This is a genomic window from Ruegeria sp. BB1 (assembly GCF_056539465.1).
Genome location: NZ_JBQFVB010000001.1, coordinates 962,317 through 975,367 on the forward strand (window position 1 = coordinate 962,317; position 13,051 = coordinate 975,367).

Below are 13,051 nucleotides of genomic sequence, written 5' to 3' on the forward strand. Positions count from 1 at the left end.
CGGCCCCAATTTCAGAATTGCCAGATATCAGGCGGCAGCAGCGCGCGAGGTCAGCACCTCATCAACTTGCTTGGCGGCCGAAACCTCACCGGCGCCGGACACAGCGGCCACTTCGCGGGTCAGACGCTCTAGCGCGGCTTCGTACAGTTGACGCTCGGAATAGCTCTGCTCGCGCTGATCGTCTGTGCGGTGCAAGTCGCGCACCACTTCGGCAATCGAAATCAGATCGCCCGAGTTGATTTTTTGTTCATATTCCTGCGCCCGGCGCGACCACATGGCGCGTTTCACCTTGGCCTTGCCCTTGAGCGTCTTCATCGCCTGGCTGATCACATCAGGTGAACTGAGGGACCGCAGGCCGGATTCGGTGACTTTGTTGGTCGGCACCCGCAGGGTCATCTTGTCTTTTTCAAAGGAGATGACGAACAGCTCAAGCGAATATCCCGCGACTTCCTGCTCTTCGATCGAGATAATCTGACCAACGCCATGCGCAGGGTAGACAACATAGTCATTCGGGCGGAACTCAAGCTTTTTCGACTTAGACATACAGGTTCATCCTTGGTTATAGAGTAAGATGCGGACAACAAAACAGCCTAGCCGGTGCCATTTCGGCCCCGTCAGGTGGCTTATTTGTCAAAAAATCAGAACTCCAAAGCACACATACTTACGGAGTACATCCCCATCTCATTCATCATTCAGCTTTCGATTATATCACAAAATTACGACATCTGAAAGGGCACGCCCAGAAATGGCCGTGAAACCTTATAAGTTTCAAAGCGTTGCAACTTGTTTCTACACCTGAACCGACAAGTTCAGAGAGCGAATCGCTTAGCCGCCTTCGCCGGGCGCTTCTGAGAAATACTTCTCCATCTTACCCTCTTCGCCGTCGCGCTCTTCGGCCTCGGGCAGCGGGTCTTTCTTGGTCACGATCACCGGCCATTGTTCCGAGTATTTCCGGTTGAATTCCACCCACTGGTCCATCCCCGGCTCAGTGTCAGGGCGAATGGCGTCAGCGGGGCACTCGGGCTCACACACGCCGCAGTCGATGCATTCATCGGGATGAATGACCAAAGTGTTCTCACCTTCGTAGAAACAATCCACCGGGCATACTTCGACGCAGTCGGTGTATTTGCAGCCAATGCAGTTTTCGGTGACAACATAGGTCATAGTGGGAATCCCGTTTGCGGTTTGGGCGTTTAGCTAATCCAGTATTATACTGTCTTCAAGGGCGGATCAGCCACTAGTGGTACGAGAAAGATCAAGCGCGCGCCGATCTTTCTTGGTTGGACGACCTTTTCCTTCGAATCCGGGGTTTCCGGGCGGCGCGTCCTTCTTTTCGGTCATATCGAAGTACAGTGTTTGCGCTTCGGGTGCAGGGCCACGGCGTTCGCCCAGCTTTTCCACTCGAACGACGCGGACAATTCGCCCCTGCGGAAAGGTCAGAACATCACCGGGTCCTACAGCTTGCGCCGGTTTCAGAACCCGGTTTCCGTTCAACCGAACATGACCGCCGCTGACCTGTTTGGCGGCCAGGCTGCGGGTCTTGAAGAACCGCGCCTGCCAAAGCCATTTGTCGATCCGCAGCTTGGCCTCAGCCATCGGCGTTTAGTTACCGTCTTTCAAACCCATTAGCGCAGCTGCAAACGGGTTATCGGGGTCGATCGCCTTTTCTTTCTTGGGCGGTCGGGAGGAGAAGGTCTTGGCCCCTTGCGGCTTGCCACCCTTCTTGCCCTGCGGTTTGCCGCGACCATCCTGCGGTTTACCGCGCGGCTTGCCTTTGCCCTGCCCCTGCCGCTGTTCACGACGCGGGCCACGGTTGGCCTGACGCTGACGACCCCAAGTGAACGTATAGAACACCTCGACCTCGGGTTCATCCGTTGCCGGAGCCTCGGCTGCCGCCTCGGTGCTGTCGGTGGCCTCGGCTGGCGCCTCGGCGGGGGTGACGACCTCTTCGGTTGCCGATTCTGGTGCCGGGGATTCTTCGACAGCGGGTTGCTCGACCGCATTGGTCTCAGGAGTTTCGGCAGGTGCCGCTTTCACCTTTTCACGCTCGCCACGCTCGGCTTTATAGCCCAGCCCCTGCATAAGGTCAGCGAACTGTTCCAGCGTCATACCGGTGATCGACAGCATGTCGGGCTTGGCTTCAAACCCGCCACGGCTGTCTTCGGCGCGCAACATGTCGGCCAGACGTTCCAGCATGTCGATTCGGATCGAGCGCTCGCCCGCATCGCGGTAGCCGCACATGGTGTCGTACCCTTCGGGTGCATCCTTCGCGACCGGTACGGTGACAAGACCCGGAGGCGGTGCTTCGGGGAATTCCTGCAGCCCATTGGCCAGAGCCCACAAAACCAGACGCAGACGCGTCGGCGCAGGTTTCAGCAGCAGCGGCATGAAGATGGTGAACTGACCGAACCGGATGCCGTGCTTGCGTAGCGCGCCGCGGGCGTCCTGATCCAGATCCTTGACCTCTTGCGCGACGCCTGCACGCGGCAGCACGCCCAGTGCCTCGACCATGCGGAAGGCGAAGCCCTTGGCCACTCCGGACAGTTCCTCGTCCCGCGACAGGTTCAGCAACGGTTCGAACAACGCGGCCACTTTACGGTCGATGAAATGCTGCAGACGGCGCTGCACTTTCTGCTCAACCTCTGGGCCTGCGGCCTCATCCACAAACACCTCGACCATTGGCTTGAGCGGTTCAGCCCCGGCAACCAGTTTGCCAACGGCATATTCGCCCCACATCAGGCCGCCCTGATCGGTAAAATCAATTTCGGTATCGGGCGCATTGTAGAAGCGATCGGCGCGCAGATGGAATTGCGGCGCGAGTGCTTGCAAAGAGGCCGATTTCAAAGCTTTCGCCTCGGTTCCTTGCGCGCTTTTGTCCGGGATAAACCGGAACCCTTCCAGACGACCGACGAATTCGCCTTCGACGGTCACTTCACCCTTGTCATTTACTTCGGCCAAAAGGGCCTCCTTCTGTTTGAGCCGGCGCAGCAACACTGACGTGCGCCGGTCCACAAATCTTTGAGTCAAACGATCATGCAATGCGTCTGACAGCCTGTCTTCTACAGTGCGTGTTTCGTCACGCCAATGTGATTCGTCATGCACCCAACCGTTTCGCTGCGCAACATATGTCCAGGTGCGAATATATGCCAACCTTTTAGACAAAGCATCGATATCTCCGTCGGTTCTGTCGATCCGGCGGATTTGCCGCGCCATGAAATCATCTGGGATCGAACCGCGTTCATGCAAGTGGCCATAGATCACTTCGAGCAGGCTGGCGTGTTCTGCGTGGCTGATGCCGCGAAAATCGGGGATTCGGCACACATCCCACAACAAACGGATCGATTGACCATCACTGGCGCGGGCGGCAACCTCGGTCACTTGCGAGAGTGATTTCAGCACATTCAGATCGTCTGCAGGCCGCGCCTTGACCAGATGTTCGTTATTCGGGCTGACCTCAAGCGAGTCGATCAGTGCGTCAATCGAGCCAAATCGCAAAGCAGCATTCCGCCAGTTCAGCTTTTTCATCGGCGTAAAGCGGCTGTCCATGATCGCCTGCGCCACGCCGTCTTCCAGCGGTGGGGCCTCACCGGTCACGCCAAAAGTGCCGTCCGACATGCCGCGCCCGGCCCGACCTGCGATCTGCGCCAGTTCGTTCGGGGCTAGAGGGCGCATTCTGCGTCCGTCAAATTTGCTCAGGGACGAGAACGCCACATGGTTCACATCCAGATTCAGGCCCATACCGATGGCATCGGTGGCGACCAGATAGTCGACCTCGCCATTCTGATACAAATCGACCTGCGCGTTCCGTGTGCGCGGGCTGAGGGCGCCCATGACCACGGCCGCACCACCCTTTTGGCGGCGCAAAAGCTCAGCAATGGCATAGACGTTGTCGACCGAAAATCCGACGATTGCGCTGCGCGCGGGCATGCGGCTGATCTTTTTCGAGCCGGAGTAGACCAGCTGCGACATGCGATCGCGCCGCACAAACTGCGCTTCTGGCACCAGCGCTGCAATAGGCCCGCGCATGGTGTCAGCGCCCAAAAACAATGTCTCACTCGTGCCACGCGACCGCAGCAGACGGTCGGTAAACACGTGACCACGCTCAGGGTCGGCACAAAGTTGGATCTCGTCGATCGCCACAAAATCCGCACCCATGCCTTCGGGCATCGCCTCGACCGTGCAGACCCAATATTGGGCACGGGGCGGCACGATCCGTTCCTCGCCCGTGACCAGAGCCACGACAGAAGGGCCGCGAATGGCGACGATCTTGTCATAAACCTCTCGCGCCAGCAGACGCAGCGGCAGACCGATCACTCCGGTCCGATAGCCCAGCATCCGCTCGATCGCGTAATGGGTTTTACCTGTGTTGGTCGGGCCAAGTACGGCCACGCTTCGGGATGACCCGCTCACCTTTGCCCCCTGCCCCGGTTCTTTAGAGGGCCGAGCCCTCGACCTGAGGCTTCAGTCGATTCACCGCATTGGTTACTTCTTCATGATGAGGATGTATAGCCAGCGCGCGCTCATACGCATCCAGTGCCTTGTCGGGCTGTTCGATGATCTCAAAAATCAGGCCAAGCCCGAAAATAGCCTCGTAGTTATTCGGGTTCAGAGTAAGCGCGTGTTCCAGATCAGCCGCGGCCATGCCAAAGCGATCCATCCCAAAAAACGCCGAAGCACGCAGATGCCACCCTTCAGCAAAGCCGGGCGCGTGATCAGTCAGGGCCGTAAGGTGTTCAACCGCGGTCAACACATCCCCGTCATCCAGCGCCTCGCGCCCGCGTTCCAGCAACAAATCCGCCGAGGCTGAGCCCGATTGCGACCACAGAGCTTTGAGTTGACGGTCGATACCAATCGCCTGTTCCGGCGTGGATAGCGCCAATTGCTGTAGCAAGATGTCCTCGTCCCGCGAATCCGCCTGTTGTGCCACCGAACTGGTGGAAAACATGACCGTGACAAAAAGTGCCGTGACGGTACGTTTGAGATTGTTGATTGCAATGCCCATAACAATGTTCAGTGTAGCGTTGCGACCGGGGATGTCCATTCACGGCGCAGAAACAATATGAGGAACACCATGAGCGACATTCTTGAAAAAGCCGCAGCCGCGCTGAACGAAAAGCTGTCCGGCGGCGATTTCGACGCATCGGCCAAATTTGCCATCGCCGATCTGGGTGCTATCGTACTGGACGCGGACGGCGCACGTGTCAGCGATGACGACGCAGATGTCACCCTGAGCGCAGATGCGGATACGTTCGAACAAATCCTCAGCGGCGACCTGAACCCCACCGGTGCGTTCATGTCGGGCAAGCTGAGCGTGGATGGAGACATGGGTATTGCCATGAAACTCGCCTCGGTGCTGGCCTGATGAAGTTCTCGCCGGCCCCTTTCTTTGAAGACGTGGCCGGCGGGCCTGCCGGTGGTGCGGCCCATTGGGTGACGACTGCGGACGATACGCGTATCCGTGTGGGTCACTGGTACCCCGAAGGTGCAACAAACGGCACGGTGATGATGTTCCCCGGCCGGACAGAATACATCGAAAAATACGGTAACACGGCGGTTGAATTTATCGACCGTGGGTTTGCCGTTCTGGCCGTCGACTGGCGCGGTCAGGGGTTGGCAGACCGTTTGCTGGACGATCCCCGGGTCGGCCATGTCGATCAGTTCACCGACTATCAACAAGACGTGCATGCCGCCCTGGAACTTGCCGTCCAACTTGATTTGCCCAAACCCTGGTACGTGATCGGCCATTCGATGGGCGGCGCAATTGGTCTGCGCGCGGTGCTGGAGCGAGATGTTTTTGCAGCCTGCGCCTTTACCGGCCCGATGTGGGGGATATTTTTCACTCCGATCATGAAACCGCTCAGCCGGTTGACGGCCTATTGGGGGCCACGAATTGGGCTGGGTGAGAAAACGCCTCCGACCACGTCGCTGGAAAGTTACGTCGCCTCACAACCCTTCGAAGGCAACATGCTGACGCGCGATGCGGCGATGTATCAAATGATGAAAGACCAGCTTGAGGCGCACCCGGAACTGGCCCTTGGCGCGCCTTCGACCATTTGGCTGCGCGAAGCGCTGGACGAATGCGCCTGGCTGATGGAACAAACCGCGCCCTCCACACCTGCCCTGACCTTCCTTGGCAGTCACGAGCAAATCGTTGACCGCAAAGCGATCCGGGCGCGGATGGCCAACTGGCCCAGCGGCACACTGGTTGAAATTCCCGATGGCGAACATGAGGTACTGATGGAGGCGCCTGACGTGCGCGGGCCCGTCTTTGATCAACTGACGGTACATTTTTTGGCCGCCCACTCGGACGCACCGACCTCGGCTGCTCTTTCCAGCTAAACAAAACCTCACGCAAAGGCGGCTTGTGATCCGGGTCGCCCGCGCCTAGATGTTTGCCAAAGCAGATATTCCGAGGTGATCCATGCGCGACCTTCCCTTTCCCGTCCGTGACGCAAACGCAGCCGGAGGCACCGGCGATCTTGGCAACCTGCCGGAATGGGATCTGACTGACCTCTACAGCTCGGAAGAAGCGCCGGAACTGGACCGCGATCTGGAATGGCTTGAGGGTGAGTGCGCGTCCTTCGCCGCCGACTACGAAGGCAAGCTGGCTGATCTGGATGCCGAAAGCCTGCTGAACTGCGTGCAGCGCAACGAAAAGATCAACGCCATCGCGGGCCGCATCATGTCCTTTGCCGGTCTGCGCTATTACCAACTGACCACAGATGCTGAGCGCGCCAAATTCCTGTCGGATATGCAGGAAAAGATCACAATTTACACCACGCCGCTGGTGTTCTTCACATTGGAAATCAACCGCATCGACGATGACGCGCTGAAAGCGAACTTCGACGCAAATGCCGATCTGGCCCGATATGAGCCCGTCTTCCGCCGCATTCGCGCGATGAAGCCCTATCAGCTGTCTGATGAGTTGGAAAAATTCCTGCACGATCTGGGCGTTGTAGGTGACGCTTGGGAACGCCTGTTCGACGAAACCATCGCCGGGCTGACATTCACCGTTGATGGTGAAGAACTGAACATCGAAGGCACCCTGAACCTGCTGACTGAACAGGACCGCTCCAAGCGTGAGGCGGCGGCACGCGAACTGGCGGCTGTGTTTCAGGACAACGTCAAAACCTTCGCCCGCGTACACAACACGCAGGCCAAGGAAAAGGAAATCGTCGACCGTTGGCGCAATATGCCCACGGCACAAACCGGTCGCCACCTTTCAAACGATGTCGAACCCGAGGTGGTCGAGGCCCTGCGCGAGGCTGTCGTGGCTGCATACCCCAAGCTCAGCCACCGTTACTATGAACTAAAGCGCAAATGGCTGGGTCTGGATGTGATGCAGGTCTGGGACCGCAACGCGCCCCTTCCGATGGAAGACACCCGCATCGTCGGGTGGGATGAAGCGGAAAAGACGGTGATGGACGCCTATAACGCGTTTGATCCTCGTATGGGTGAGATTGCAGCGCCATTCTTCAGCAAGGGCTGGATCGATGCCGCCGTGAAACCCGGTAAGGCACCGGGTGCGTTTGCGCACCCAACCGTCACGGAAGTCCACCCCTATGTCATGCTCAACTATCTGGGCAAGCCGCGCGACGTGATGACCCTTGCGCATGAACTGGGCCATGGCGTGCATCAGGTTCTGGCCGCAGATCAGGGTGAGATGCTGTCATCCACCCCGCTGACCCTGGCCGAAACCGCCAGCGTATTCGGCGAGATGCTGACTTTCCGCAAAATGCTGGATCAGGCCGAAACGCCGGAACAGCGCAAGGTGCTGCTGGCCGGCAAGGTCGAGGACATGATCAACACGGTCGTCCGCCAGATCGCGTTCTACGACTTCGAGTGCAAACTCCACGCCGCCCGCCGCGAAGGTGAGCTGACCCCGGACGACATCAACGCCCTGTGGATGAGCGTTCAGGCCGAAAGCCTTGGCTCGGCATTCGAATTCATGGACGGGTATGAGACCTTCTGGGCCTATATCCCGCACTTCGTCCATTCACCCTTCTACGTCTATGCCTATGCCTTCGGCGACGGCCTGGTGAACGCGCTGTATTCGGTTTACGAAAGCGGATCGGAAGGGTTCGAGGACAAGTACTTCGAAATGCTGCGCGCAGGCGGATCGAAGCACCACAAGGAACTGCTGGCCCCGTTCGGGTTGGACGCCAGCGATCCGAAATTCTGGGACAAGGGCTTGTCGATGATTTCGGGCTTCATCGACGAATTGGAAGCGATGGAAAGCTGATCACTTCTGACTTTTGGTCGTCAGGAACACGGCGGCTACGATCAACACCGCCCCAAGGGCTGCAATCGGCGTGATTGCGGCCCCGAGAAACAGCGCCGAGTTGATGAACGTGAACACGACCGAGGCGGCGAACATCAAGGTCGCTGTCAGCGTCGACACCCGCGCGGCGGCCTCGTACCACAAGTAATAGGCCAGCGCGGTCGGAAGCACCCCCAGCAGGAGCAGGAAGACCACGTCATTTGCCGTCGGAACTTGCAACGAAAACACGGCCAGCGGCAGCAACAAAACGCCAGAGCATAGGAATATCCCGAAGAGGAAATTCAGACGCTCTGCGGTTGATTCCGAATTGCGCATCGCGCGGCTGCTTGAGATCAGAAATACCGCCCAGCTGAGGCCCGCACCGATTTCAAGCAGATCGCCGAACAAGGGGTCTCCGCCCCCTTGGAAATCCTGATAAACTGTTAGAAAAACGCCCAGAATTGCCAACGCTGTGGCCAGAACATCGGTGCGTGTGACGGGGGTGTCGGCAAAGAAGTACAAAAACACCAACACGAAGAATGGCGCCGTATTTTCAAGCACCATCGCATTGGCCGCACCGGTATATTCCAAGCCGATATGGAACAGGACGTAGTTGACGACCGTCGACAGAACCGCCAGCCGAAAGTTCCAGTCGCTCAGACGGATCGACACGGCAACCCGCATCACGCGCAGCATGCAATAGATGGCCATTGCGGCAATGAACAGGCGCGTCACCGCAATTTGCAGCCCGCCCAGATCGCTGGTCAGATAGCGCACGATGACGCTGTGTGTGCCCCAAAGGAAGGCGGCCAGAAACCCAAGCACCAGACCATTTTGAAAAAGCTTGGTGTCGGGCATCCCTCGGATCCGCTTACTTCAACTGACTGTCTTTAGAGCCACGCCGATTGATCCCAGAACGCGCTTTGAAAGCCCCATCCCGTTCCTGCTGGCAATCCAGACACAGCTTGACGCCCGGCAAGGCCAAACGCCGTTTCTCGGGGATCGGTTCCTCGCATTCGGCGCAATGGGTCAGGCTTTCGCCCACTGGCTGCTTTTGCGCCTGCATCCGGGCAAGCTCATCCGAAATGGATGCTTCGATCTGTTCACTCACTGCGCCGTCACGCGCCCAACCGCCTGCCATGGCGTCCTCCTGATCAGGTGCACGCCAGATTAGCCGAGCCGGACGCGACGTGGCAAGTCAGAGGGAAACCGCCCCTTCCAGCACGCGATCGATCATCTCCTGCGTCCCGCGTGAGAATTCAAGCGGACATGGGAATTTGACACCTTCGCGCACGGATCGGCAAAACGCCTCGACCTGCAGCTTGTAATGGTCATCCCCGGGAAAGCGCGTGACCTGAAGTTCCAGCCCGGGACGGTGCAATTCCACGCGCGCCTCACCAAAGACGCGTGCGTTGAACGGAGCTGTCAGGCGAATAACCCCACCTTCACCGTGAAACACCATCTCTTGATGCGGATGCATGCGGATCGAGACATAGGCGGAATAGGTAAAATCCGGAAATTGTGCGCGAATCTCCGTGAAAGTGTCGATCCCTTCCTGCCATCGGATGGCTGACTCCACCCGCACAGGTTCCTGCCCTGTCGCAAACCGCGCGCCGCCGATCACATAAACACCGATGTCGCGCAGCCCGCCACCGCCGGTCTCGGCACGATTGCGGATGTTTCCGGTATCCGCGCGATTGTCGAAACTGAAGGCACCGGTCACATGCACCAATTTGCCGATGGCCCCATCGGAAATCAACTTTCGCACCAATTGCCACTGCGGATGATGGACGATCATGTAAGCCTCGGCCGCCAGCAGCCCGGTCTTATCCCGTTTTTTGATCAGGATGTCGAACTCGGCCCCGGTCATGGCCATCGGCTTTTCACACAGTACATGCTTGCCCGCTTCTAGTGCCTTCAGACTCCATTCCACATGCAGGTGGTTGGGCAAGGGAATATAAACAGCCTCAATCTGAGGGTCCGCAAGCAACGCGTCATAACAGTCATAAACCACCAAGTCAGAACAAAAGGCCCGAAACGGTTCAGCCTTGGCAGCGTCTGACGTGGCCAGCCCGGCCAGACGCGCGCCGTGGGCCGCATGAATCGCCGGTGCCATGAATTGCCGCGCGAACTTGGCAGCACCCAGAACGCCCCATTGAACTGGTATATGCATAATTTCCTCCGACATGCGTAATCAGGGGCGATCCAATCGTTATCGCTAACAGCCCCATTTCCTGACCTTCTAGCAACCATCCGACGTTAAGTCAGGCTTTTATCTGCATGGAACCTTCGTAGTCTGCCCCCAATGGTTGAAAGGGAGTGAGAATGAAACGGGTCCTCAAGTGGATTGGCGGTCTGCTGTTGCTTGCAGTTGTGGTCGGTGCCGTCGTGTTTTTCGGATTTCTTCCGTCTTACATTGAAGCTGATCGGAACAACGTGATCGCCCATGCCCCCTATGCGGTGTCCGACGATGCCGCCGCATTGCACGAAACCCTGATCGTCGGCGACTTACACGCGGACCCCCTGTTGTGGAGCCGTGATCTGACCGAACGCGGTACACGTGGGCAGGTAGATATCCCACGACTGATCGAGGGGAACGTCGCGCTACAGGTCTTCACCGCCGTCACCAAATCCCCTGCCGGTCAGAACTATGACGCGAACTCGGCTGAGTCTTTTGATAACATTACCCTTTTGGCCATCGGACAGTTGTGGCCATTGCGCACGTGGGACAGCCTGAAGGAACGCGCCGTCTATCAGGCGGAAAAGCTACATCAGTTCGAAGCGGCCTCGGACGGGCAGCTGAAAGTCGTCAAGACAAGGGCTGACCTGGACGCCGTGCTGGCTGCCCGTGCGGCAGGCCAACCCGTTGTCGGAGGCATCCTGGGCATTGAAGGCGCGCATGCGCTAGAGGGCGATCTGAACAATCTGGACGCTCTGTTCGACGCCGGCCACCGAGTGTTTGGACTGCACCACTTTTTTGACAACGAACTGGGCGGATCATTGCATGGGGTGGGCAACGCTGGCCTGACAGAGTTCGGCCGTCAGCTTGTGGCAGACCTGACGCTACGGCCCGTAGTGATCGATTTGGCCCATTCCAGCCCTCAGGTCGCGCGTGACGTGATCGATATGACTGATGTTCCCCTGATCGTCAGCCACAGCGGCTTGCACGGATTCTGCCCGGTCAAACGCAATTATCCCGACGATCTGATGCAACAGATTGCCGCCACCGGCGGTGTAATCGGCATGGGCTATTGGGCGGACGTAACCTGCGGGGACATCACCCCGACCGGCATCGCCAAGATGATAAAGGCAGCCATCCAGACCGTTGGCGAAGACCATGTCTCGTTGGGGTCAGACTATGATGGCTCAGTAGAAACCGCATTTGACACATCGGAATTGGCGGCCCTGACCTCGGCATTGTTGGATCAGGGATTGACCGAAGCTCAGGTTCGGAAAGTGATGGGTGAGAATATGGTGAGAGTTTTCCAGCAACAATTGAACTAGTTGCACCTTGTGATTCAAATTGTTGAAATTTAAATGAGATTCGGCGCCGCCAAACCGGATCTTATCCAGGCTCTCAATTGATAAATCCGAATTTCGTGATCCGTTTTCCAACTCACTCCGTAACAACTTTACCGCCGGGGAGAGATACCTGACCTATCAGTATTACTCCCGACCAAAGGCGCGCAACCGGGTGGGAGATAAACCGATATGCCAGCTAATACAGAACTACCTTCGATTACCGGAAAAGTCCTGGAACTAAGCGGGGACCCGGGAACCTTCGACCATAACGCTCATGATTTCGACATCCTTCGCGAGGCTGTTCTTGCAGCAGGTCTGGACGGAGCGTTGGCCGACCCCAACGCCGATCTGACCGTTTTTGCGCCGAAAGATGCGGCATTCATCGGATTGGCTCAGGCTTTGGGCTTTGAAGGCTCGGACGAAGCCGGAGCGCTGAATTACATCGTGAAAGCCCTGACCCTCTTAGGCGGTGGCGATCCGATACCTCTGCTGACCGAAATCCTAACCTATCACGTCGTCGATGAGTCATTCACGAAACAAGAGGTCGTCAGTTTGGGTGACGGTGCGGCCATCGAAACGCTGCAGGGTGGTGAAGTGGAACTGAACCTTTCCAGCATGCCACCCAGCTTGGGCGATGCGGACCCGGGAATCGACGATCCAGGTCTTGTCGGTTTCGACGTTCCCGCCTCGAACGGGATCATCCACGTTTTGGATGGGGTACTACTGCCAGTTTCCGTGACCGGTATCCTGGGCCAGAAGAATACAGATTTCATTCTGGGAGATGACTCGGACGAATTCCACTTCACCGGTCGTGGCAAGGATTTTGTGCATGGTGGTGGCGGAAATGACGTCATCGGCGCCGGTCGCGGTAAGGATATTGTTCTAGGTGGTGATGGCAATGACACCATTTTCGGCGGTCGTGGCATGGACATTCTGCGCGGCGATGATGGGAACGACAAAATCTTTGGCGGTCGCGGCAAAGACCTGATCGATGGCGGCGCTGACGATGACTTTTTGGTCGGCGGCCGTGGGCGTGACACTTTTTTCTTCGAAGAAGGCGACGGAGAAGATACCATCCTCGACTTCGAGATCGGCAAGGACAAGATCGACCTCAGCGGCTACGACGGTATCGACAGCTTCGAGGATATCGAAGACCACATCGAAAGCGGGTTCTTCCGCACCACAATCGAGTTGGGAGATGGCGACAGCATCGATCTACTTGGTGTTGGAAACGGTCAACTGTCGGAAAGCGATTTTATCTTCGCTTAA

The 13,051-nt window shown here is 57.7% G+C and carries 13 protein-coding genes; 5 read left to right on the forward strand and 8 right to left on the reverse strand.

Annotated elements, in window-relative coordinates; all coding sequences use genetic code 11:
• Positions 1 to 27: 27 nt before the first annotated feature.
• The 5 genes from ACR0AL_RS04795 to ACR0AL_RS04815 all read right to left on the reverse strand — a co-directional run bounded on the left by ACR0AL_RS04795 (position 28) and on the right by ACR0AL_RS04815 (position 5,041).
• A complete protein-coding gene (locus ACR0AL_RS04795) occupies positions 28 to 543 on the reverse strand; it encodes a CarD family transcriptional regulator (RefSeq protein ID WP_170348382.1) in 516 nt (171 codons plus the stop codon).
• Positions 544 to 825: 282 nt separating this feature from the next.
• Positions 826 to 1,164, reverse strand: a complete 339-nt coding sequence (fdxA, locus tag ACR0AL_RS04800) for a ferredoxin FdxA (protein WP_170348381.1) — start codon at positions 1,162 to 1,164, stop codon at positions 826 to 828.
• A 66-nt stretch (positions 1,165 to 1,230) separates the two neighbouring features.
• Entirely contained in the window at positions 1,231 to 1,596 is a 366-nt protein-coding gene (locus tag ACR0AL_RS04805) for an RNA-binding S4 domain-containing protein (protein WP_480662141.1), read from the reverse strand.
• Positions 1,597 to 1,602: 6 nt separating this feature from the next.
• Positions 1,603 to 4,410: a helicase-related protein gene (locus ACR0AL_RS04810; protein WP_480662143.1), complete on the reverse strand. Its 2,808-nt coding sequence runs from the start codon at positions 4,408 to 4,410 to the stop codon at positions 1,603 to 1,605.
• 22 nt (positions 4,411 to 4,432) lie between these two features.
• The gene (locus tag ACR0AL_RS04815) at positions 4,433 to 5,041 is read right to left on the reverse strand and encodes a tetratricopeptide repeat protein (protein ID WP_480662145.1); all 609 of its coding nucleotides are present in this window, start codon (positions 5,039 to 5,041) and stop codon (positions 4,433 to 4,435) included.
• 30 nt (positions 5,042 to 5,071) lie between these two features.
• Between ACR0AL_RS04815 and ACR0AL_RS04820 the strand changes: the two genes are divergently transcribed.
• From ACR0AL_RS04820 to ACR0AL_RS04830, 3 genes are all read left to right on the forward strand, one after another.
• Positions 5,072 to 5,362, forward strand: a complete 291-nt coding sequence (locus ACR0AL_RS04820; RefSeq protein WP_058280950.1) for an SCP2 sterol-binding domain-containing protein — start codon at positions 5,072 to 5,074, stop codon at positions 5,360 to 5,362.
• Positions 5,362 to 6,339 carry an alpha/beta fold hydrolase gene (locus ACR0AL_RS04825; RefSeq protein ID WP_480662147.1) on the forward strand — a complete coding sequence of 326 codons (978 nt, stop codon included), beginning with the start codon at positions 5,362 to 5,364 and terminating at the stop codon, positions 6,337 to 6,339. Before ACR0AL_RS04820 ends, ACR0AL_RS04825 begins: the two co-directional genes overlap by 1 nt.
• A gap of 82 nt (positions 6,340 to 6,421) precedes the next feature.
• Entirely contained in the window at positions 6,422 to 8,242 is a 1,821-nt protein-coding gene (locus ACR0AL_RS04830; protein WP_480662149.1) for a M3 family oligoendopeptidase, read from the forward strand.
• Here the strand turns inward: ACR0AL_RS04830 and ACR0AL_RS04835 are convergent, their stop codons facing one another.
• The 3 genes from ACR0AL_RS04835 to ACR0AL_RS04845 are packed head-to-tail and all read right to left on the reverse strand — an operon-like array spanning position 8,243 to position 10,433.
• Positions 8,243 to 9,118 (reverse strand): DMT family transporter, encoded by an 876-nt coding sequence (locus ACR0AL_RS04835; RefSeq protein WP_480662151.1) that lies wholly within the window; start codon positions 9,116 to 9,118, stop codon positions 8,243 to 8,245.
• A 13-nt stretch (positions 9,119 to 9,131) separates the two neighbouring features.
• A complete protein-coding gene (locus ACR0AL_RS04840; protein WP_170348374.1) occupies positions 9,132 to 9,401 on the reverse strand; it encodes a DksA/TraR family C4-type zinc finger protein in 270 nt (89 codons plus the stop codon).
• 57 nt (positions 9,402 to 9,458) lie between these two features.
• Positions 9,459 to 10,433 carry a Gfo/Idh/MocA family protein gene (locus ACR0AL_RS04845; protein ID WP_480662153.1) on the reverse strand — a complete coding sequence of 325 codons (975 nt, stop codon included), beginning with the start codon at positions 10,431 to 10,433 and terminating at the stop codon, positions 9,459 to 9,461.
• 152 nt (positions 10,434 to 10,585) lie between these two features.
• On the opposite strand from ACR0AL_RS04845, the gene ACR0AL_RS04850 reads away from it, so the two are divergent.
• Both ACR0AL_RS04850 and ACR0AL_RS04855 read left to right on the forward strand, forming a co-directional pair.
• Positions 10,586 to 11,764, forward strand: coding sequence for a dipeptidase (locus ACR0AL_RS04850; RefSeq protein ID WP_170374862.1), 1,179 nt, complete (start codon positions 10,586 to 10,588; stop codon positions 11,762 to 11,764).
• A gap of 207 nt (positions 11,765 to 11,971) precedes the next feature.
• Positions 11,972 to 13,051 (forward strand): fasciclin domain-containing protein, encoded by a 1,080-nt coding sequence (locus tag ACR0AL_RS04855; protein WP_170348371.1) that lies wholly within the window; start codon positions 11,972 to 11,974, stop codon positions 13,049 to 13,051.

Bases quoted from the DNA above. Each gene is read 5' to 3' on its own strand.
- ACR0AL_RS04795 (WP_170348382.1), bottom strand. From the start codon at position 543: ATGTCTAAGTCGAAAAAGCTTGAGTTCCGCCCGAATGACTATGTTGTC.
- fdxA (WP_170348381.1), bottom strand. From the start codon at position 1,164: ATGACCTATGTTGTCACCGAAAACTGCATTGGCTGCAAATACACCGAC.
- ACR0AL_RS04805 (WP_480662141.1), bottom strand. From the start codon at position 1,596: ATGGCTGAGGCCAAGCTGCGGATCGACAAATGGCTTTGGCAGGCGCGG.
- ACR0AL_RS04815 (WP_480662145.1), bottom strand. From the start codon at position 5,041: ATGGACATCCCCGGTCGCAACGCTACACTGAACATTGTTATGGGCATT.
- ACR0AL_RS04820 (WP_058280950.1), top strand. From the start codon at position 5,072: ATGAGCGACATTCTTGAAAAAGCCGCAGCCGCGCTGAACGAAAAGCTG.
- ACR0AL_RS04825 (WP_480662147.1), top strand. From the start codon at position 5,362: ATGAAGTTCTCGCCGGCCCCTTTCTTTGAAGACGTGGCCGGCGGGCCT.
- ACR0AL_RS04830 (WP_480662149.1), top strand. From the start codon at position 6,422: ATGCGCGACCTTCCCTTTCCCGTCCGTGACGCAAACGCAGCCGGAGGC.
- ACR0AL_RS04835 (WP_480662151.1), bottom strand. From the start codon at position 9,118: ATGCCCGACACCAAGCTTTTTCAAAATGGTCTGGTGCTTGGGTTTCTG.
- ACR0AL_RS04840 (WP_170348374.1), bottom strand. From the start codon at position 9,401: ATGGCAGGCGGTTGGGCGCGTGACGGCGCAGTGAGTGAACAGATCGAA.
- ACR0AL_RS04845 (WP_480662153.1), bottom strand. From the start codon at position 10,433: ATGCATATACCAGTTCAATGGGGCGTTCTGGGTGCTGCCAAGTTCGCG.
- ACR0AL_RS04850 (WP_170374862.1), top strand. From the start codon at position 10,586: ATGAAACGGGTCCTCAAGTGGATTGGCGGTCTGCTGTTGCTTGCAGTT.
- ACR0AL_RS04855 (WP_170348371.1), top strand. From the start codon at position 11,972: ATGCCAGCTAATACAGAACTACCTTCGATTACCGGAAAAGTCCTGGAA.